The 20,557-nt window shown below is 34.0% G+C and carries 17 protein-coding genes; 7 read left to right on the top strand and 10 right to left on the bottom strand.

What is annotated here, in order from left to right:
* Positions 1–316 precede the first annotated feature (316 nt).
* The 4 genes from AC1DY0_RS15385 to AC1DY0_RS15370 form a co-directional block, all read right to left on the bottom strand.
* The gene (locus AC1DY0_RS15385; RefSeq protein ID WP_477189464.1) at positions 317–1,006 is read right to left on the bottom strand and encodes a DUF6966 domain-containing protein; all 690 of its coding nucleotides are present in this window, start codon (positions 1,004–1,006) and stop codon (positions 317–319) included.
* Positions 1,007–1,169: 163 nt separating this feature from the next.
* The gene (locus AC1DY0_RS15380; RefSeq protein ID WP_477189463.1) at positions 1,170–1,640 is read right to left on the bottom strand and encodes a hypothetical protein; all 471 of its coding nucleotides are present in this window, start codon (positions 1,638–1,640) and stop codon (positions 1,170–1,172) included.
* A gap of 2 nt (positions 1,641–1,642) precedes the next feature.
* Entirely contained in the window at positions 1,643–2,044 is a 402-nt protein-coding gene (locus AC1DY0_RS15375; protein ID WP_477189462.1) for a hypothetical protein, read from the bottom strand.
* 182 nt (positions 2,045–2,226) lie between these two features.
* Complete coding sequence (locus tag AC1DY0_RS15370; protein ID WP_477189461.1) at positions 2,227–2,592, bottom strand: transcriptional regulator; 366 nt, start codon at positions 2,590–2,592, stop codon at positions 2,227–2,229.
* Positions 2,593–3,280: 688 nt separating this feature from the next.
* On the opposite strand from AC1DY0_RS15370, the gene AC1DY0_RS15365 reads away from it, so the two are divergent.
* From AC1DY0_RS15365 to AC1DY0_RS15355, 3 genes are all read left to right on the top strand, one after another.
* Positions 3,281–3,790 carry a lipocalin family protein gene (locus AC1DY0_RS15365; RefSeq protein WP_477189460.1) on the top strand — a complete coding sequence of 170 codons (510 nt, stop codon included), beginning with the start codon at positions 3,281–3,283 and terminating at the stop codon, positions 3,788–3,790.
* Positions 3,791–3,810: 20 nt separating this feature from the next.
* Positions 3,811–4,500 carry a YiaD family glycine zipper/OmpA-like lipoprotein gene (locus AC1DY0_RS15360; RefSeq protein WP_477189459.1) on the top strand — a complete coding sequence of 230 codons (690 nt, stop codon included), beginning with the start codon at positions 3,811–3,813 and terminating at the stop codon, positions 4,498–4,500.
* 130 nt (positions 4,501–4,630) lie between these two features.
* Positions 4,631–5,575 carry an ABC transporter ATP-binding protein gene (locus AC1DY0_RS15355; protein WP_477189458.1) on the top strand — a complete coding sequence of 315 codons (945 nt, stop codon included), beginning with the start codon at positions 4,631–4,633 and terminating at the stop codon, positions 5,573–5,575.
* 77 nt (positions 5,576–5,652) lie between these two features.
* Here the strand turns inward: AC1DY0_RS15355 and AC1DY0_RS15350 are convergent, their stop codons facing one another.
* Positions 5,653–8,064, bottom strand: a complete 2,412-nt coding sequence (locus AC1DY0_RS15350) for an alpha/beta hydrolase family protein (RefSeq protein WP_477189457.1) — start codon at positions 8,062–8,064, stop codon at positions 5,653–5,655.
* A gap of 275 nt (positions 8,065–8,339) precedes the next feature.
* On the opposite strand from AC1DY0_RS15350, the gene AC1DY0_RS15345 reads away from it, so the two are divergent.
* Positions 8,340–9,347 carry a 3-oxoacyl-ACP synthase III family protein gene (locus AC1DY0_RS15345; RefSeq protein ID WP_477189456.1) on the top strand — a complete coding sequence of 336 codons (1,008 nt, stop codon included), beginning with the start codon at positions 8,340–8,342 and terminating at the stop codon, positions 9,345–9,347.
* Positions 9,348–9,481: 134 nt separating this feature from the next.
* Here the strand turns inward: AC1DY0_RS15345 and AC1DY0_RS15340 are convergent, their stop codons facing one another.
* On the bottom strand, positions 9,482–11,821 hold the full coding sequence (locus AC1DY0_RS15340) for a TonB-dependent receptor (protein WP_477189455.1): 2,340 nt from the start codon (positions 11,819–11,821) through the stop codon (positions 9,482–9,484).
* Between the two features lie 379 nt (positions 11,822–12,200).
* Here AC1DY0_RS15340 and argS point away from each other — a divergent pair, with 379 nt between their 5' ends.
* From argS to AC1DY0_RS15325, 3 genes are all read left to right on the top strand, one after another.
* Positions 12,201–13,979 (top strand): arginine--tRNA ligase, encoded by a 1,779-nt coding sequence (argS, locus tag AC1DY0_RS15335; RefSeq protein ID WP_477189454.1) that lies wholly within the window; start codon positions 12,201–12,203, stop codon positions 13,977–13,979.
* Between the two features lie 320 nt (positions 13,980–14,299).
* Positions 14,300–15,652: a signal recognition particle protein gene (gene ffh / locus AC1DY0_RS15330; RefSeq protein ID WP_477189453.1), complete on the top strand. Its 1,353-nt coding sequence runs from the start codon at positions 14,300–14,302 to the stop codon at positions 15,650–15,652.
* A 112-nt stretch (positions 15,653–15,764) separates the two neighbouring features.
* Complete coding sequence (locus tag AC1DY0_RS15325; RefSeq protein WP_219318690.1) at positions 15,765–16,646, top strand: bifunctional 5,10-methylenetetrahydrofolate dehydrogenase/5,10-methenyltetrahydrofolate cyclohydrolase; 882 nt, start codon at positions 15,765–15,767, stop codon at positions 16,644–16,646.
* 58 nt (positions 16,647–16,704) lie between these two features.
* Here AC1DY0_RS15325 and rluF read toward each other — a convergent pair whose 3' ends face one another.
* The 4 genes from rluF to AC1DY0_RS15305 form a co-directional block, all read right to left on the bottom strand.
* Entirely contained in the window at positions 16,705–17,517 is an 813-nt protein-coding gene (gene rluF / locus AC1DY0_RS15320; protein ID WP_477189452.1) for a 23S rRNA pseudouridine(2604) synthase RluF, read from the bottom strand.
* Between the two features lie 168 nt (positions 17,518–17,685).
* Positions 17,686–18,537, bottom strand: coding sequence for an alpha/beta fold hydrolase (locus AC1DY0_RS15315; RefSeq protein WP_477189451.1), 852 nt, complete (start codon positions 18,535–18,537; stop codon positions 17,686–17,688).
* Between the two features lie 47 nt (positions 18,538–18,584).
* Positions 18,585–19,364 (bottom strand): zinc ribbon domain-containing protein, encoded by a 780-nt coding sequence (locus tag AC1DY0_RS15310; RefSeq protein ID WP_310009008.1) that lies wholly within the window; start codon positions 19,362–19,364, stop codon positions 18,585–18,587.
* A 3-nt stretch (positions 19,365–19,367) separates the two neighbouring features.
* A complete protein-coding gene (locus tag AC1DY0_RS15305) occupies positions 19,368–20,465 on the bottom strand; it encodes a Nif3-like dinuclear metal center hexameric protein (protein ID WP_477189450.1) in 1,098 nt (365 codons plus the stop codon).
* Between the last annotated feature and the right edge of the window lie 92 nt (positions 20,466–20,557).

The following is a 20,557-nucleotide window of genomic DNA, read 5'->3' as shown; positions in this document are numbered from 1 at the left end:
AAATGGAACTCACCCTACAAGGCAAAAGTCTTGTTTTTAATAAAAGTGATCTATTTAAAGCTAAATGCAAGGCACAATTTTTATCCGATAAAATTAGTAGCTTAAAAAAAGAGCCTTCTCAGAAGGCTTTATTTGAATTGTAGGATTGTAAAATTTGAAGATTTTGAGAAAAAAAAGAGGTTTTTTCACAGCCTGACGTCCCCGCGCTACAAGCGGTTTGGGACTAAATTAAGCCCATTATTCGGATTTGCCAAATCTTCCAAACACAAAACCATATTTAAATTAAGCCAAATACCCAAATTGCTTGTAGCGTGTGTTAGCTGTAGCCCATTAGTCGTTTCCACCACGTAAGTTCTGTTTTGTCAGCTTTGATTGATAAATTATTTTTACTTTTTGTCAAAATGATTTTGTCGTCACTATCTGAAACGTCCCATCTATAAACACAAGTATTATTGCTATTGCATCTAGGGCAAGTTTTTAACCAATTACTTGTTTTTGAGTAATTGATTTTAAATTCTTTTAAAGCCGATATTAATTTTTGTCTGTCAGTTTCAATTTCTGGTTTACTAGTCAGTATATCAAAATCAATCAAGTCAAAAAACTGGTCAGTCGGTAAAATGTTAGCTATAATCTTCGGTAAATGTTTCTTTGAAATGTAACGCTCGATTCCACTTTCAGAAATTTCAGAGTATGAACAATCTCTACAAATTACTCCTTCGATATTACTAGCAATAGTTTTCGGAAATTGTATTTTATTTGTTGCTGTATATGTCCAACTAATACTTTTCAAAATATCAAACATATTGTCTTTCCACATACCAATCTTTCCTTGTCCACCAACTGATAAATCATTAATTGAGCCCATTCCGCCAAATGCGCTTTTATGATGTGAAGTTGATTTTGAATTGTCCCATTCGTAAATATCTCTGTCAATCCATTGCTCCCAATGAGAATTGCCTGAATTATGAAGTTGGTCTTTTAAAAGGAGTAATATTTTTCTGTACATTTTATTTTTGGGTTACAGCTAACGTCTTGCTACTACAGCGGGTTTGGGACTAAATTAAGCCCATTCTTCGGATTTGTCAAATCATCCCAAATACAAAACCAAATTTCCATTAAGCCTATTGCCCAAATCCGTTGTAGTGGCTGGTGGTAGTAGTATTTTCTATTTACTTGAAATGTTTAGTTTCAATTATTTCCGAATTTTCTCCATAATAAACAATACTGTCAAGGTGATATTTATTATTTGCCGGGATAGGGTATTCTTCTGTAGTTTCATCAACGCTTGATGAATATTCTTTTCGGTCTTCGTATGTGATTTCTTTTATGCGATGATTATTTTTATTGTATTCCCAAGTTCCTCTGACTTGTTCTTTAGAACCTGCCGAAAGGAAACAAATAAAAGGAACAGGTGTACAAAATATAAGTATTAACAAATTCCACTTTTTGATTTTTACTTTGTCTTTCCAAATTATGATACCCATTATTATTGTCAAAACAATCCATATAATAACAAGTATGAACAAATAACCTAGAGAAGCACTTTCGTCATTTTTAGATAGAACCCACATAGAAACTGTGGATAAAGTATAAATTGCAGAAATACTTAAAAGCTTTAAATTCGGATTTTCGTTTGTCATTTTTATTTAACTTCTATTTCTATTTTCGTTTTCCACCACCATCCTTTTCTGTTGTCTTTTAAAATTTCAGTAATTGACTTTGTACTTTTATAAATGGTCTTGATATCCTTAGTTTCAATTTCTATATTTTCAATGCATTTGGCTTCTTCATCAACTTCTTTATCTGACCACGTTCCCATTCCACAATATAGGCTTTTTGTTCCATTTGGTGCTATCGCAAAAACAACTGAATTGTCTACAGAAACTTGTTTTAGACTCTCACTTGTATTATTGGCACCTACTTTAATTTTAATTTTGATTAGAGATTCTGTTCTGTTGATAAAGTCAATAGTGTGCGGAGGATCACAGCTAACAAGCAACAATAAAAGGATGCTTAAAGGTGATGATTTTAAAATGTTTCTCATTTTGTAGAGGGTCTTAAATATTACTGCCAATTCGTTTATACTCGCTACAAAGTTTCTACTATACACCCAAAATTGGGTAGATTGACGAAAGTTTGTTTCGTTTTATTGTTTCTCAAAAATAGTCAAAAACGATTGTAAATCACCGAAGAGACTTTTTATTTATGTGCTATTTTTTACTGTAATCACGCAATCTTGTGTATCTTTTTAAACACCTCCAGTTGTGTTTGTAATGTTTCAATTTGTCTTTCGTTCTCGGCAAGTTGGGTTTTTAATTCCTTTTCTGCTTTGGTTTCATAGGGTATTGCCAATCTTTCGCCCAGTTCCATCAAAAAATTATGCTGCACCGCCTGCGAGATGCGCCATAATATTGCAAATTGAAAAGAGGACTGCTTAAAATAACCATTAAGTGTTGTAGGCAGAACTCCTAGAAAGTCTGATACGATTTTCTTTTTGATCTTGTTTTCTTGGAAGTGCCAATTGATGTAATTACCCAATGAAGGGGAATCGTTATCCCGCTTTTGCAGAAATTTCTTTTTGTGTTCTACCATGTCTTTGCGAATAGTTTGTTAATCAAATATATTATTTTTTCTGTTAAATAGTATTAAATGCTAGTATTATTTGTACAAAATGCAAATAAGATTATCCTTTATCCATAATTTAACTGGTTGAGATTACTAGTTTTATTGGTTATTTTAGCCAGTTCAATTGGTAATTAATACTAGTTTTATATATAATAAAAACTAAATAAGTTATGCTTAAATACTAATATAGTTATGTATAAAGGCTAACTTAGTATGCCTTTATCACCAAGTAAATTAATTTTTCTTTAAAAATATCGAAAAGTTGATGCCTGTTTGTTATCCAACATCTATACCCAACATTGTCATCCATGACAAGTTTGCGGATTGTTGGGGTATTAAAAAACGTTATTGATAGAAAAAGAAACGCACTGTATTTATGATGTATTTTTTATTGGTAAACTGAGTTTGTTTTTTTTGATGATGGCAAAAAAGCAAAATGTTTCCTCCTTAGCCCCGATAGTAGTGAAAATCCTTTTGTACCGGGGTTCGGTACAAAAGATTGTAACGGATAGCGGGACCAATGCTAACCAAAAGAGGCCCAGTGTTTTTGCTTCAAAATTAATTAAGCGTAAGTAAATTATATAAATAAAAAAATAAATTTTAATAGATTTGATATGTACCTTTGTACTTACATTAATTTAAAAATTGAAAAAAAATGAGGAAAATTCTTTTAATATGCACTATGGCCATTTTGGTTTTTGCATGTAAATCTGCGGCTACTGCGCCTGCTACTCCAGAGCCAGTTTCTAATGCTCCTATGACAAAATTAGATAAGACTTCTCAAGTAGGAATAAAAGGGAATTGGCAGATTGTCAGTGTTTCTTATCCAGGTTCTGATTATATTAAGATAAACTCTTTTAACCTTGCAGATTCAAAATGTTTTGTAGGAAGTACATGGAAGTTTATTTCGAATAACAATAAAGGGAATATGACTTTGAATAGTCCTAGTTGTACCGCTTTTACATCTGATATCACTTGGTATGTGAATAAAGAAGGACAGTTTGTTCTTAAAATTCTAGACGAAGGATTGAAGTCTAAAAATGTGAAAACAGGTTTTGTTCTTGGAGTTAGAAACCAATCAGAAACATCATTTGAATTGATCGACAAAATAAATGTAGGTAACAAACCTACGGATGTTGTTTACCAATTTCAAAAAGTTAACTAATTTATAATATAAAAAATAAGATGAAAAAAATAACGATTTTAGGATTAAGTAGTTTATTAGTATTGAGTTTTCTTTTTACAGGTTGTGATTCTGTAAAGAATGCTAATAACACACAAAAAGGAGCAGGAATTGGTGCAGTTGCAGGAGGAGTTCTTGGAGCTGTGTTAGGAAATAATATTGGAAAAGGTGGAAACGCTGCATTAGGAGCTGCTATTGGAGCGGTTGTTGGTGGTGGAACAGGAGCTTTGATAGGAAACAGCATGGACAAGCAAGCAAGAGAGATTGATCAAGCTTTGCCAGGTGCCGATGTTGAAAGAGTAGGTGAAGGAATTCATTTAACTTTAAATGAGAACGCTGTTCGTTTTGATGTGAACAAATCTACTTTGACTTCTCAGGCTAAAGCCAATTTGGATAAATTAGTACCTGTGTTTAATTCTTATGCAGATACTAATATTGAAATTTTTGGTTATACTGATAATACAGGAAAACCAGAATACAACTTAACACTTTCTCAAAAAAGAGCTGAATCAGTAAAAGTATATTTAATCTCAAAAGGATTAGTGGCAAGCCGTTTCAAAACATCAGGATTTGGAATTGCAGACCCAATTGCTTCAAATGATACTAAAGAAGGTCAAAGTCAAAACCGTCGTGTAGAATTTGCAATTACTGCAAACCAAAAAATGGTTGAAGACGCTAAAAAGAAACAATAATAACATCTGAGAATGTTGAAAAAAAACTGCTTTATTATGAAGCAGTTTTTTTTTGGATATAAATCAATTATCAACATATTATCTTTGCTAAAGAAACTATATTTGTTCTCTCAAATTTTAATGTTATAGAATGCTTCAAGTTCAAAATATTTCATTCGGATATACCGAAAAAATCATTATTCAAAATGTGGATTTCACAGTTGCCAAAGGACAGAATATTGCTATTCTTGGGGAAAGTGGTTGTGGAAAAAGTACCCTTTTAAAACTTATTTACGGTATGTATGACCTAAATGAAGGGCACATTTTTTATAATGAAACGGAGATTCGAGGACCTAAATATAATTTGATTCCAGGAATGCCATTTATGAAATATTTGGCTCAGGATTTTGATTTGATGCCCTATGAAACGGTAGCTGAAAATGTAGGTAAGTTTCTTTCGAATGGTTTTTTACCCTTAAAAAAACTGCGCATTCAAGAATTACTGGAAATGGTTGAAATGACCGAATTTGCTAATGTGAAAGCCAAATTATTGAGTGGAGGACAACAGCAACGTGTTGCATTGGCTAGAGTTTTGGCTTTGGAACCAGAAGTGTTGTTACTGGATGAACCTTTTAGCCATATTGATAATTTTAGAAAAAATGCTTTACGCCGAAATCTGTTCGCTTATCTAAAGAAAAAAGGAATCACCTGTTTCATAGCAACACATGATAGTGTTGATGCTCTTTCTTTCTCTGACGAAACGATAGTTTTACACCAGGGAAGAATCATGGAAAAAGGCCCATCGGCTGATGTTTATAATTATCCTTTGAATAAATATGTTGCCTCTCTTTTTGGCGAAGTAAACGAACTGAGATTGTCACAATTAATACCAATAGAAGGAGAAGATGAAATTATTTTATTGTATCCGCATCAGTTAAAAATTGATCCAAACGGTTCTATGCAAGCAGTAGTAAAACAATCTTTTTTTAAAGGAAGCCGTTATTTGATAAAAGCTGCTTTTGATAGAAAAGCTATTTTCTTTGAACATGAAACTGCTCTAGAATATAATCAAGAAGTGTTATTGAAGATTATTTAGGCAGTTCTAAATCTTAAAGTATATTAAAAAGAGACAGTTTTTAGGCTGTCTCTTTTTTATTGAAATGTATTCCGGTTTTAGTTTTTTAAATATTTTTCCAAGAATTGATCTTGTTCCCACAATAAGTGCAAAATATTTTCTTTGGCCACATAACTGTGAGCTTCTTTCGGTAATATAACCATTCTAACTGGAGCGCCTAATCCTTTTAAAGCTTGAAAATAGCGTTCTGTTTGCAAAGTAAAAGTTCCAGGATTATTATCAGCTTCACCATGAACTAAAAGTAATGGTGTTTTCATTTTATCGGCGTTCATAAATGGTGACATTGTATTGTATACTTCTGGAACTTCCCAGTAATTACGTTGTTCACTTTGAAAACCAAATGGAGTTAAAGTCCTGTTATAAGCGCCGCTTCTGGCAATACCGCAGGCAAAAAGATTGGAATGCGTTAATAAATTGGCTGTCATAAAGGCACCATATGAATGTCCGCCAATAGCTACTTTTTTGGTGTTGATATATCCTAAAGCATTCACGGCATTGATTGCGGCTTCGGCATCATCTACTAATTGTGTGATAAAATTATCATTTGGTTCTGTAGTTCCTTCACCAATAATTGGAAAAGAAGCATCATCAAGAACAACATATCCTTTGGTTACCCAATATACAAACGATCCATAATAAGGAAACGTAAATTCATTTGGATTCTGATTGCTTTGCCCAGCACTGCTTTTATCTTTGAATTCGGCTGGATATGCCCAAATCAATAAAGGTAATTTTTCTTTTTTGACTTTATCATACCCTTCAGGCAAATACAAAGTTCCAGATAATTCAACACCATCTTTTCGTTTGTATTTGATCACTTCTTTGCTCACATTTTTAATGCTTTCAAATGGATTAACGAAAGCAGTAATAGGAGTTAGGTTGTTTTTTTGTTTGATGTTTCTAAAATAATAGTTTGGGTATTCGTTTTTGGATTGAATTTGAACCAATACTTTTCCGGTTTTAAAATCTTCAATCTCCAAGATATCTTCCTTTTTATCTTTGTAAGGGGAAGTATATAAGCGTTTTGATTGTAATGTTTTTAGATTGAATTCGTCTATAAAAGGAAACTGCCCGTCTTTGGTAAATCCATCACCAATTAGGTATGCATTATTGTTCTCTATTGCTAATACATTTTTATTGTACTGATTTTTTTTGGTTTCAAAAACTCCAGGGTCGGCATAAATGTCTTGTGAATTTCTATCCGAAATCACTTTTGGTTTTTGATTGGAATCGGATGGATTAATCAAATAGGTTTTGGTATTTCGAGTGTCGTACCATTCATCGGATACCATGGCAACCGTTTCATTTCCCCAAATAATATCACTAATACGTTGTGGTGTTTTTACCATTGAAGTTGGGTTTGCCGAAAAAGGAGCGTCCCATAAAAAGATTTCGTCTCTAAAATCAACTTTGTTTGCTGGATCTCCTTCGTCCAAAGCAACTGCATAAGATAATGTGGCAGGTTTGTCATTTCTCCAGCTCATTTCTCTTTTTCCTTTGCGGACAGCCATGAATCCTTTTGGCATAATTTCGTTTAGCGGCACTTCATTTACTGTTTTTATTTCAAGGCCATTCTTGTCATATACCACCCATTTTGAAGGAAAACGATTTATTGGAACAATATATGAAAATGGTTTTTGAATGGTTGTTACCATCACATAATTACCATCAGGTGAAATTCTCTCACCAGCAAACATATCTGCAGTTTTAAATAAAGTTGCTTTTCCGTCCAGAGTTACTTTATACAACTCAGACGTAATGATGTTTTCGAAATTGATTTCATCATTTTTGTTTTTTAGCATATCAGGATAAGTCCTGTTTTGGGACTTTGTACCCTCCGAATTAGAAATGATCGGCCCCGTTGGTAAATCTTTTTTCGAATCTAATAATGCCGCTCTGTTTTTAGGTAACATTTTTACCAAAATAGTCTCATTATCATTGAACCAGCTAAAGGGAGTTCCTAGATTCGCATTTACTGTTGCATCTGTTAATTTGGTTGCTTTTGCGGAGGCAACATCCAAAACCCACATTTCAACACCTGTATTAATGGTATTTGAGAACAGAATCTTTTTATCGTTTGGTGACCATACAATATTACTGATTCGGGGATTGGCCGGCAAACCTGTAACTTGGATCTCGTTTTTGTCGGCAACCTTTCTTAACTTGATATTGTTTATGTAGGTTACCGTACTCGAGATGTTAGTTATTGGGTTGATTCTTAAACCTCCCAAACGCATTTCTTCCTGATTTAAATCGTCTAGTGTTTTATAGGTGGCTCTATAGCTCAAAAGCATGTATTCTTTTTTGGTATCCAAAGAAACGGAAGGAGCTCTTTGATAATCGGCTAAATCTAATATTGATTTGGACGGTTTTTGGTAGTTTAGGTTTTCTTGTGCCAATAAAGGTAAACCAATACATAGAAATAGAAGTGAGTAAATTCTTAATTTCATAAATTAGAATATTTTGATTAGTATATAGTGATATGTCGGGACAACTAAATTTTGTTACATTTAAAACAAAAATAGTGTTTTATTACAGTTAATTGTCCCTGATGGAAACGGTATCCTTTTTTTCTTTTTTTTTGAGAAAAAAAGATATAGTGTACAGCAGTAAATAGCTCCAAAAAAATTGTAATTGTATATTACTAAAAAATGAGTAATTTGTAATCGAATATTTTAAAAGATATTTAAATTTGTAACCTTGATTTTAACAAAATAATAAAAATATGTACCATTCAAAAATAACGGGATTGGGATATTATGTCCCAGAAAATGTAGTGACTAATGATGATCTGTCTAAAATCATTGATACGAATGACGAATGGATTCAAGAAAGAACAGGAATTCAGGAAAGAAGACATATTATTCGTGGAGAAGATACGACGACTTCAATGGGGGTAAAAGCCGCCAGAATTGCAATGGAGCGTTCGGGTGTTGCTGCAGAAGATATTGATTTTGTTGTTTTTGCAACACTAAGTCCCGATTATTATTTTCCTGGGCCAGGAGTTTTAGTGCAACGTGATTTAGGTTTGAGAACCGTTGGAGCATTAGATGTACGTAATCAATGTTCTGGATTTGTTTATGCACTTTCTGTAGCCGATCAATATATCAAAACTGGAATGTATAAAAATATTCTAGTTATTGGTTCTGAAGTTCAATCAACAGGATTGGATATGACTACGCGAGGAAGAGGAGTTTCTGTGATTTTTGGAGATGGAGCAGGAGCTGCTATTTTGAGTAGAGAAGAAGATTTGACCAAAGGAATTCTGTCGACTCATTTACATTCTGAAGGAGTTCATGCCGAAGAATTGGTTGTGACGGCTCCAGGTATGGGAGGTCGTTGGGTAACAGATATTCTTGCTGACAACAATCCAGATGACGAGAGTTATTTCCCTTATATGAATGGACAATTTGTATTTAAAAATGCGGTGGTTCGTTTCGCAGAAGTAATCAACGAAGGTTTGGAAGCCAATAATTTGAAGGTTTCGGATATTGATATGTTAATTCCGCATCAGGCGAATTTGAGAATCTCACAGTTTATTCAAAAGAAATTCGGATTAAATGATGATCAAGTGTTCAACAATATCCAAAAGTATGGAAACACAACTGCAGCCTCTATTCCAATTGCCCTGACTGAAGCTTGGGAACAAGGAAAAATAAAATCAGGAGATACTGTGGTTTTAGCTGCTTTTGGTAGTGGATTTACTTGGGCAAGTGCAATTATAAAATGGTAGTCTATTTTGTTATTGATTTAGGAATTTGATAACTATCAAGTTCACAATGACATTCTTTATTAAATACAAGAAACCCCAGAGTTGGCATACTCTGGGGTTTCTTTTTTTTGCAACCTAATTATTAAAACTAATCTTTAAAACCCACCACTTCCTTGGGTTTCATTTTTATCTCTTTCTTTTCTTTGAATTGCTTTGTTTTTTCCTGTTCCAAAACGATAATTGAATCCTACATAGGCAGTTTGACTTTCCCAATGGAATTCTCCAGTTTGTACTTTAGGTTTTGTAGCATCAAATGCATAATGCATGCTGTCAAATAAATCAGTTACTCTGGCTGTTATGGTTCCGCTACCTTTAAGCACGGTTAGGCTTGAGCCTAAATCAACTCTCCACATTGGTTTTCTTAGGAATTGCAATCCTAAATCTTCGCCACGGTACATTCCTGTCAATTGAAAGCGCAAATTTTTATTGGCTTTGAATGTGTTGCTTATGCGAGAGTTAAAAGTAGTAACATCCACTTCCACATAATCTAATCCTACGAAACCCTTGGTTTTTTTCTTATAGGCATCAAAGCTAATATTGGCAGTATACCATTTTGTGAAGTCCAGATTTCCGGAAAGTTCCACTCCATAAGCATTATTATCACCCACATTGGCATACGATAAAATTTGTTTTTCGTTAGGATCCGGTTCAGTAAGGGTTCTTGAAATTTCGTCATTGATTTGACGGTAAAACACTCCAGATGTTATGGAACCTATTTTGGTTTTTCGGGTATAATTCAATTCAACCGAGTTGGTGAATTGAGGACTTAATTCTGGATTACCTTCTGAGTCTATCAAAGGAGTACTCCATTCACGTATTGGATTTACTTGGTCGATACTCGGTCTGTCCACACGTTTTGAAACACTAAGATTAAAGGAATCATTGTCATTTGGCGTGTAATTTAAAAAACCAGATGGGTACACAGTGAATAAATTATCATTAAATGGACCATCAGGTTCATTTGCTTTTTTGAATAAAGCATCGGCATTGTATTTTTCAAAACGAGCCCCAACTTGTGCATTCCATTTTTTCCACTGTTTTGAGATAGTGGTATAGGCAGAGTAAATATCTCTTTCGTAATTGAAATTTGAATTGTAGGCACCATTCTCTAGAAAATTATTTTTAGTATTTTCAATTCGAGTTTCTAATCCAGCTTCAAGTTTAATAGTTTCTGTCAAAGGATTGGTGTAATCTAAATTGAGTAAAACATTCTCGCCTTTGTTGGTAATGTCGTTTGTTTTAGGATCATTGAATACACTGTTTTCGGTATTGTCGTTGTTGCTGTAATTACCTTCAAATTCAAGGGTATGACCTTCTTTTTTGAATTTTTTCTTGTAATCTAAATTATAAGTTTGTGTATAATTATCGTTTTTAGTGTCCAGTAATTGATTAATACTTGGTTCAGTAGGGGCTGAAAAATCTACAATTACTTGTGAATGGCCATTTTCGTCACTGATGTTTTGAGTTGTATAGACAGAAATAGTATTGGTATCATTCAAATAAAAGTCAAGTCCCACTTTGGCTAAGTGTGCTGTGTTCTCGTTTGAAAAATCAAATTTTTGAGTATTCTCAATAGCTCCATTGTCATCAAACGTTTCTACCTGTCCATAATTGTGATGTTTACCTGTAGTTAAACCATAGTTGGCATACATATTCACTTTTCCATTGCGGTAATTCATGTCAAATGAAGAATTCGATTTTGGGGTTTCTCCAATGGTTACACCAGTGTTTACACTTCCGTTAAAACCTATTTTGGCATTTTTGTTTAAAACTATATTGATAATTCCACTCATTCCTTCGGGATTGTATTTAGCCGATGGGTTGGTAATTAATTCAATTTGTTTGATTGAAGTAGATGGGATTTGTTGCAATAACTGAGCCGCATCAACAGTAGTTGGTTTACCATCCACAAAGACCTTAACATTAGAATTTCCTCTAAGGCTCACTGCATTGGTTTGTGGATCGACACTCACCGAAGGAATATTATTCATGATTTCGGCAGCAGTTGCTCCTGCGCTTAGTAAATCTTTCCCGACGTTGATGATTTTTCGATCTGTCTTTTGTTCGATTAAGGAATGTTCTTTGACAATATCAACTGATTGCAGTTCTGTTGCTTCTTCTTCCAAAAGGATTTCTATGGTCGAATTTTTTTTAGCAGAACTCAGTTCAAATGTTGTAGAGTATTTTTTGTATCCAATGAATTCTACTTCTAAGGTGAATTTTTTTAGCTCTAAGTTCTTTATCAGAAAGTTTCCATTTTCGTCAGCAACAATTCCTGTAATTACTTTTCCGGCATCTTTTATTACTATTGAAGCATATTCTACAGGTTGGTTTGTTACTTTGTTTGTTACTTTTCCCGAGATAATTCCAGGGTTTTCGGCTTTTGCAATTCCTATAAAACTCAATAGGAAAAACGTAAGTAATTTAAATTTCATAATTTGTTTTTTGATTGATTGTTTTGATTGATGATTGCAAGTAAGACTGTTTTATCTTCTTTTTGTAACAAGATTTTAGAAAAAAAATGAGCAATTTTTATAAAGAATATTGGGAAACTTTGATTTTTAGTAGTTTGTATTCGAATTTTTTTTGACATTTTTTTTGTTTTGATAGTTTCATGATGCCTTTTTTTGAAATTTTAAGAATGGTCTTTCATATAAATTAAGGAGCATGTCGAGAGTTAATATTCCAATTGAATGGATGCAATATTTTGCGGCACTTTCTTTTTATAAAGACTACTAAATAGAATGTTATTTTTCACTTTCTATATTTGGCGAATAAGCCTTATATTTGCACACTTAAAAAAATCAAGTATACATGTCATTATCCAATATTCTTACCCCATCTATAGAGAAAGCCATTCAAACTTTGTTTGATGTAACCATTGATAAAATAGAGTTTCAAGCGACCAGAAAAGAGTTTGAAGGAGATATTACGATGGTTATTTTTCCATTACTAAAGGTGGTAAAAAGCAATCCTGTTGAATTGGGAAATAAAATTGGAAATTATCTTGTTGAAAATGTTTCGGAAGTAGCCCGTTTTAATGTGGTTTCCGGATTTTTGAATATTGTAATTGCAGATTCTTATTATTTGAATTTCTTTAACGGAATCAGAAGTGCCGAAAAATTCGGATTTGTAACGCCTTCGGCAAATGATAAAGCGGTGATGGTAGAATATTCTTCACCAAACACTAACAAACCGTTGCACTTAGGACACGTTCGTAATAATTTATTAGGATATTCAGTTGCCGAAATTATCAAAGCTTCTGGGAAAAAAGTATATAAAACACAAATCATCAACGATAGAGGAATCCATATTTGTAAGTCAATGTTGGCTTGGCAAAAATTTGGAAATGGAGAAACTCCAGATTCTACTGGATTGAAAGGGGATAAATTGGTTGGTAATTATTATGTGGCTTTTGATAAGGCTTACAAAGGTGAAATTGCTGAATTGATGAATGCCGGCAAAACAGAGGAAGAAGCAAAAAAAACAGCTCCAATTATTCTCGAAGCGCAGCAAATGCTTTTGGATTGGGAGAATGGAAAACCTGAAGTAATTGCACTTTGGAAAACTATGAACCAATGGGTTTATGAAGGTTTTGCAGTAAGCTATAAAAATCTAGGAGTAAATTTTGATAGCTTTTATTATGAAAGCAATACCTATTTATTAGGAAAAGATGTTGTTCAAGTAGGATTGGACAAAGGAATTTTCGAAAAAGATCCAGATGGTTCTGTTTGGATTGATTTGACCGATGAAGGATTAGATCGTAAAATTGTTTTACGTTCTGATGGAACTGCAGTTTACATGACTCAAGATATTGGGACTGCCATTCAACGTGTAAAAGACATGCCAGATGTTGGTGGAATGGTTTACACAGTTGGGAATGAGCAAGATTATCACTTTAAAGTTTTGTTTTTAATACTTAAAAAGCTAGGTTTTGATTGGGCTTCCAGTCTATTTCATTTATCGTACGGAATGGTTGATTTACCTTCTGGAAAAATGAAAAGCCGTGAAGGAACTGTTGTTGATGCCGATGATTTGATGCAGGAGATGACTGATACAGCTCAAAAAATTGCCGAAGATTTAGGGAAATTAGATTCTTATTCAGTTGAAGAAAAATCAAAATTATACAATACGATAGGCCTTGGTGCGCTTAAATATTATATTTTGAAAGTAGATCCAAAGAAACGTATTCTGTTTAATCCAGAGGAATCAGTTGATTTTGCTGGAAACACAGGGCCTTTCATTCAATATACCTATGCCAGAATTCAATCAATTATTCGCAAAGCCGATTTTGATTTTGCTTCCAACGCAGGAATTGAAGAACTTCACGAAAAGGAAAAAGAATTGGTGAAACAACTTGAATTGTTTCCAGAGGTGATTCAGAATGCGGCCCATAATCATAGCCCTGCCTTGATTGCTAATTATACGTATGACTTGGTTCGTGAGTACAATTCTTTTTACCAAGCCGTTTCTATACTTGGTGAAACTGATTTGAACAAAAAGATATTCAGAGTGCAATTGTCCAAAAAAGTGGCTGATATTATTGCTGATTCTTTTAGTTTATTGGGGATTAATGTTCCAGAGCGAATGTAATTTTACAGATAAAATTTAAGAAGAGGTTGTCTATATTTTTAAGCAGCCTCTTTTTTTGAGGATAATTGCAAAAAAGCAAAATGTTGATTCTTAGCCCCAGTTGAAGTGGAAATCCTTTATGTTTTTTCTTTAAAAACATAAAGATTGCAATGAAAAACGGGACGATGTTTCCAAAAATGCCAAATCTTTCTGCTCCAAAATAATAATCGGACTACCATTTTGAATTTTATTTTAAAACAATTGCTTTTTTATTTCTAATACTATTTAAACTTCAATATCAAATCATTAAATTTGCGCCTTAATTAAAGAGAAATACAATTATGTTCGATAATTTAAGCGATAAACTAGACAAAGCCTTTCATATATTAAAAGGACACGGAAAAATCACTGAAGTAAACGTAGCCGAAACTTTGAAAGAAGTGCGTCGTGCTTTACTTGATGCCGATGTCAATTTTAAAATTGCCAAAGATTTTACAACCAAAGTAAAAGAGAAAGCAATAGGTCAAGATGTATTAACGACATTACAGCCTGGACAATTATTGGTAAAGTTAGTCAAAGATGAGCTTACCGAATTGATGGGTGGAGATGTTGCGGGAGTTAATCTTTCTGGAAATCCTTCAGTTATATTAATGTCAGGATTGCAAGGATCTGGGAAAACTACTTTTTCTGGAAAATTGGCTAATTATCTTCAAACGAAAAAGAATAAAAAAGTGCTTTTGGTTGCCTGTGATATTTATCGTCCTGCGGCTATTCAGCAATTGTATGTTGTAGGAGATTCTATTGCTGTTGAAGTATACTCTGAACCAGAAAATAAAAATCCAGTTGAAATTGCACAAAATGCGATTAAGCATGCAAAAGCTAATGGATTCAATGTCGTGATTGTCGATACTGCTGGTCGTCTAGCAGTCGATAAAGAAATGATGGATGAAATTGCAAAAGTGCATAAAGCTATCCAACCACAAGAGACTTTATTTGTTGTAGATGCCATGACAGGTCAGGATGCTGTAAATACTGCAAAAGCGTTCAACGATATATTGAATTTTGATGGTGTTATTTTAACCAAATTAGATGGAGATACTCGTGGTGGAGCTGCGATTTCTATTAAGTCAGTAGTAAACAAACCAATCAAGTTTGTGGGTACTGGTGAGAAAATGGATGCGATTGATGTTTTCTATCCAAATCGTATGGCAGAACGTATCCTTGGTATGGGAGATGTTGTGTCGTTGGTGGAAAGAGCACAAGAGCAATATGACGAAGACGAAGCTAGAAAAATCCAAAAGAAAATTGCTAAAAACGAATTTGGTTTTGATGATTTCTTGTCTCAAATTCAGCAAGTGAAGAAAATGGGTAATATGAAAGACTTGGTTGGAATGATACCAGGTGCTTCAAAAGCGATGAAAGATATCGAAATTGAAGACGATGCTTTCAAACATATTGAAGCCATTATTCATTCAATGACTCCAATTGAAAGAAGCAAGCCTGCAATAATTGATGTAAAAAGAAAAGCTAGAATTGCAAAAGGATCTGGGACAAAAGTGGAGCAAGTAAACCAATTGATGAAACAGTTTGAGCAAATGAGTAAAATGATGAAGATGATGCAAGGCCCAGGAGGAAAAAACCTGATGAAGATGATGGGCGGAATGAAAGGAATGCCAGGCGGAATGCCGAGATAAAATAGAATGTTTAAGGTTTAAAGTTTCAAATAGATTGAAATTTTAGACCTTAAATTTTTTAAGATAAATAGAGAGAAAAACTTTAAAGATCAAACATTTAACTTTTTAAAAAATGCAAATACTAGACGGAAAAAAAACATCGCAGGATATTAAAAATGAAATTGCTGCTAAAGTAAAAACAATGAAAGACAATGGGGAAAAAGTACCTCATTTGGCTGCTGTAATTGTTGGAACTGATGGAGCAAGTTTAACTTATGTGGGGAGCAAAGTACGTTCTTGTGAACAAATTGGCTTCGAATCTACATTAGTAAGTTTACCTGCCGATATAACCGAAGAAGCATTACTTGCGAAGATTAAAGAATTAAACGAAGATGATAATTTGGATGGTTATATTGTTCAATTACCGTTACCAAAACACATCGACGAGCAAAAAATACTTATGGCTATTGATCCTGAAAAAGATGTGGATGGTTTTCATCCTGCTAATTTTGGGAAAATGGCTTTGGATATGGAAACATTTTTGCCTGCAACTCCATTTGGAATAATGGAATTGTTAGAAAGATACAAAGTAGAAACCGCAGGTAAGCACACCGTAGTTATTGGGCGTAGCCATATTGTGGGAAGACCAATGAGTATTTTGATGAGTCGCAAAGGTTATCCTGGAGATTCTACAGTAACACTTACTCACAGTAGAACTAAAAATATTGAAGAATATACTAAAAATGCCGATATCATCATTACGGCTCTTGGTGTTCCAAATTACTTGAAAGCCGATATGGTGAAAGATGGAGTTGTAGTAATCGATGTTGGTATTACAAGAGTAGAAGACGCTTCGCACCCAAAAGGATATGTAATTACTGGTGATGTTGATTTTGATGGAGTAAGCAAAAAGTCTTCTTTTATAACTCCAGTTCCGGGAGGAGTAGGGCCAATGACTATTGCGATGTTGTTGAAAAACACGCTTTTGGCAAGAGAAATCAGAAGCAGAAAATAAAGTATTCTAAATAAATTTAAAAAGCCGTTTCATTTAATTGAAACGGCTTTTTAAGTATTTAGTAGTCTCCTCTTTTCTTAAATCGAGGGTCATCTCTTTTGATGAATTCAGTCCTTCTTTTTTGAGGTTCCGCTTTTGGTAAGCTGGCTTCTTCTGTTTTACTGGAAGGTTCGATTAATTCATTGAGTTCCTTTATTTCGGCATCGGTTAAATCACGGTAGCGACCTACTGGAACATCTAGTGAAATATTGATAATTCGGATACGTTTTAAGGCAGTAACTTCATAGCCTAAATACTCACACATTCTACGGATTTGACGATTCAATCCCTGTGTTAGAATGATTTTGAAAATGTATTTGCTGATCTGTTCCACTTTACATTTGCGGGTAACAGTGTCCAGAATTGGTACGCCATTGCCCATTCGTTCTATAAAACGGTCGGTTATGGGTTTACTTACTGTTACGGTATATTCTTTTTCGTGATTGTTTCTGGCACGTAATATTTTGTTGACGATATCACCGTCGTTGGTCATAAAAATTAAACCTTCACTGGCTTTGTCCAATCGTCCAATTGGGAAAATACGTTTTGGATAATTGATGTAATCTACAATATTATTACGAACTTCCAGATTGGTGGTGCATTCTATTCCTACGGGTTTGTAGAAAGCTAGATAAACGGGTTTTTCATTTTTCTCACGGATTAGTTTTCCGTCTATGCGTACTTCGTCATCCGGTGAAACTTTGGTTCCCAGTTCTGGCACCACTCCATTGATGGTTACTCGACCTTCTTCTATAAATTTATCGGCCTCTCTGCGGGAACAATAGCCCGTTTCTCCTATGAATTTATTGAGGCGTTTTAGATTTTCTTCCATACTGCAAAAATAGTCTTTTTTTGGATTGTTGGATAGTTAGATTATTAGATTGTTCGATTTCTTCTTTCAGGTAGTTATGTGGTTTGTGAATTTGATTAAAAAAAATCATACTCTTATGGTTTATTAGTTTTATAATCTAAAAGTCTAAAAATCGAAATATCCAAAAGCCTATTCTTCAAATAAAAAACGATATATTTCTTGGTACAAATCATCGTCGTGCATGGAATGTCCTAAATCTTTGGTTGTAATGAATTTTCCTTTTTTCCAACCACTTGCAATTTTTTGGCCTTCTTCAAATGCGACCACAGTGTCGGTGGTATCGTGGGCAATGATTCCTTCAATTTTAATGTGTTTTGCAAATGCGCCACCGGAGAAATCTTCTAGTTTGAAATTAAAATTTTCTAAGTAGCGTTTTTCCAAAAGTGTGAACATTTTACGATTGAGGCTCAACATTTGGATATAATTATCGATGAGTGTTTTCAAATCGGAAGGGGCACCTAGAATAACCATTTTCTCAATGCTGGTTTCAGGGTGCAAATATTGATGATAGATACAGGCTGCTCCACCTATGGAGTGACCAATGATGATGCTTGGGTTGTATTTTTCGACCGCTTTGTTGATGAACTCAGCATAACGTGGTACGTTGAACTCCTTGCCGCTGCTTTGTCCGTGAGCAGGTGCATCTATGGCTATGATGGTACTTCCTGATTTTTGCAGATAGGGCAGGGTTTTCTCCCAACGGGCCGAATTACTTTCCCAACCGTGAACTAAAAGAATTTTGGTGTCATTTCCTTCCCATACATAGGTTTGGAATTGGTGTTCGTTGTGCTGGAACGTTTCTTTGATTGTGTTTTGCAGAATTTCTGGAACTTGGTCATTGGCTATTTTTCCAATTCTGGGATTAGTAAAAAGGGCATAGGATAGTTGTAATGCCTTTTTGGGTTGAATCAAACTGAGTAGGTTGATGTAAAGACCAACGGATTTGACAGTTAGGAATCGGATGCTTTTTTTTAGGTTCAAAATATGGGGGTATAAAAAAAGCCTCGAAATTCGAGGCTTAGATATTTTTAGAATTTTGAAAACAATTGTTCCATTTTCTCTCTTTCTTCTTCAGCCAGAACACTGTCGACTAAGATTCTTCCAGAGTGCTCATCAATTAAGATTTTCTTTCTAGAAGCAATTTCTACTTGTGTTTGTGGTGGAATTGTAAAGAATGATCCTGCTGATGCACCTCTTTCGATAGAAACAACAGCTAGTCCGTTACGAACACTGCTTCTGATTCTTTTGTAGGCTACCAATAAACGATCTTCAATTAATGCTTCATATTCTGCAGATTTCTCAGTCAAGAAGATTTCTTCTTTTTGAGTTTCGGCCATAATAGCATCCAATTCTGATTTTTTATGTTTCAAGTGAGAAGATTTAGATTCTAATCTCTCTTTTGAAGAAGAAATCACTTCTTTTTTATGCTCGATAGAAGCTTTCATTTCTTTGATTTGCTTTTCAGCCAATTGAATTTCTAATTCTTGAAATTCGATTTCTTTGGTCAAAGAGTTGAATTCGCGGTTATTACGAACGCTTTCTTGTTGTTTAGTGTATTTTTTGACAGCTTCTTTGTGTTCGTCAATTGCATTCTTTTTTTCTTTGATAAGATTTTCGATAACTTCTAATTCCCCTTTCAATTTCTCTGAACGAGTGCTTAAACCTGCAACTTCATCTTCTAAATCCTCAACCTCTAAAGGAAGTTCTCCTCTAACGTTTCTGATTTCGTCAATTCTAGAGTCAATTAGTTGTAAATCGTAAATTGCTCTTAACTTGTCCTCAACACTTAATTCTTTCGTATTCGCCATATTCTATAAGTACTTAACTGGATTTGTATTTTCTTCCGATAAAATGATTGCAAAATTAAGGATTTTTTTTCTAAGATAATCAACAATATACTCTTTTGTATAGCGTTCACTTTCAAAATGTCCAATATCGGCCAATAAAAGTTGATTTTCGGCTTCATAATATTGGTGATATTTCAAATCGGCTGTCAAAAAGACATCAGCACCGGCTTGAATGGCATTTTTTATCGCAAAACTTCCTGATCCACCCAATACCGCCACTTTTTTTATTTTTTTTCCAGTAAAGGCTGAGTGACGAATTCCGTTGGCTCCCATTTTGTCTTTTGCATACTGCAGAAAATCCTTTTCGTCCATTGGTTCTTCCAGTTCGCCAATCATTCCCAAACCAATATGATTAAAAGTGTTTTTCATATTGTAGATTTCAGTGGCAACTTCTTCGTAAATATGATTTTCTCTTAATGCTTTTATGATTTTTGCTTCTAAATGCTTGGCATAAACAACTTCGATTTTAACCTCGGTACCTCTAGACATTACACCTCTTTCGCCAATGGTAGGTTCACTTTTTTCGTTACCTTGATATGTAAAAGTTCCTTCTGAGTTGAAACTGCATTTATCATAATTACCAATGCTTCCAGCTCCAGCTTCGAATAAAGCATTTCGAACTTTTTCGGCATTGTCTCTAATAGTGTAGGTGACTAATTTTCGGATGTGATTTTGTTTTGGGATTAAGATCTGTGTGTTTATCAATTCTAAAGTATCACAAAATATTTTATTTACGCCTTCTGGATGGTTATCCAATGCGGTATGGACAGCATAAATGGCGATATCATTTTTTATAGCTTTGAGAATAGCTCGTTCTACATAATTTTTCCCAGTTATTTTCTTTATTCCATTGAATAAAATAGGATGAAAACAAACAATCAAATTACATTTTTTGGCAACGGCTTCGTCAATTACATTTTCTAAAGCATCATGGCAAACTAAAACGCCTGTTGCTTCAGTATTTTCATCTCCTATTATTAAACCTACATTGTCAAAATCTTCGGCATAAGCCAATGGAGCCATTTCTTCAAGAACAGAAAGTATTTCTTTTATTGTACTCATTTTTTAATCTTTTCGGGGTATTTATTAATCTGAACTTTATAAACTAATAACGCAAATTAATTGAAATTAATCTGTAAAGTTGTTATTAGTTT

The organism is Flavobacterium sp. P1_E4, assembly GCF_056405915.1.
This window is presented reverse-complemented; position numbering and strand designations above follow the sequence as displayed.

Excerpts from the sequence above, each read along its gene's own strand:
- AC1DY0_RS15385 (WP_477189464.1), bottom strand. The coding sequence starts at position 1,006 with ATGTACAGAAAAATATTACTCCTTTTAAAAGACCAACTTCATAATTCA.
- AC1DY0_RS15380 (WP_477189463.1), bottom strand. The coding sequence starts at position 1,640 with ATGACAAACGAAAATCCGAATTTAAAGCTTTTAAGTATTTCTGCAATT.
- AC1DY0_RS15375 (WP_477189462.1), bottom strand. The coding sequence starts at position 2,044 with ATGAGAAACATTTTAAAATCATCACCTTTAAGCATCCTTTTATTGTTG.
- AC1DY0_RS15370 (WP_477189461.1), bottom strand. The coding sequence starts at position 2,592 with ATGGTAGAACACAAAAAGAAATTTCTGCAAAAGCGGGATAACGATTCC.
- AC1DY0_RS15365 (WP_477189460.1), top strand. The coding sequence starts at position 3,281 with ATGAGGAAAATTCTTTTAATATGCACTATGGCCATTTTGGTTTTTGCA.
- AC1DY0_RS15360 (WP_477189459.1), top strand. The coding sequence starts at position 3,811 with ATGAAAAAAATAACGATTTTAGGATTAAGTAGTTTATTAGTATTGAGT.
- AC1DY0_RS15355 (WP_477189458.1), top strand. The coding sequence starts at position 4,631 with ATGCTTCAAGTTCAAAATATTTCATTCGGATATACCGAAAAAATCATT.
- AC1DY0_RS15350 (WP_477189457.1), bottom strand. The coding sequence starts at position 8,064 with ATGAAATTAAGAATTTACTCACTTCTATTTCTATGTATTGGTTTACCT.
- AC1DY0_RS15345 (WP_477189456.1), top strand. The coding sequence starts at position 8,340 with ATGTACCATTCAAAAATAACGGGATTGGGATATTATGTCCCAGAAAAT.
- AC1DY0_RS15340 (WP_477189455.1), bottom strand. The coding sequence starts at position 11,821 with ATGAAATTTAAATTACTTACGTTTTTCCTATTGAGTTTTATAGGAATT.
- argS (WP_477189454.1), top strand. The coding sequence starts at position 12,201 with ATGTCATTATCCAATATTCTTACCCCATCTATAGAGAAAGCCATTCAA.
- ffh (WP_477189453.1), top strand. The coding sequence starts at position 14,300 with ATGTTCGATAATTTAAGCGATAAACTAGACAAAGCCTTTCATATATTA.
- AC1DY0_RS15325 (WP_219318690.1), top strand. The coding sequence starts at position 15,765 with ATGCAAATACTAGACGGAAAAAAAACATCGCAGGATATTAAAAATGAA.
- rluF (WP_477189452.1), bottom strand. The coding sequence starts at position 17,517 with ATGGAAGAAAATCTAAAACGCCTCAATAAATTCATAGGAGAAACGGGC.
- AC1DY0_RS15310 (WP_310009008.1), bottom strand. The coding sequence starts at position 19,364 with ATGGCGAATACGAAAGAATTAAGTGTTGAGGACAAGTTAAGAGCAATT.
- AC1DY0_RS15305 (WP_477189450.1), bottom strand. The coding sequence starts at position 20,465 with ATGAGTACAATAAAAGAAATACTTTCTGTTCTTGAAGAAATGGCTCCA.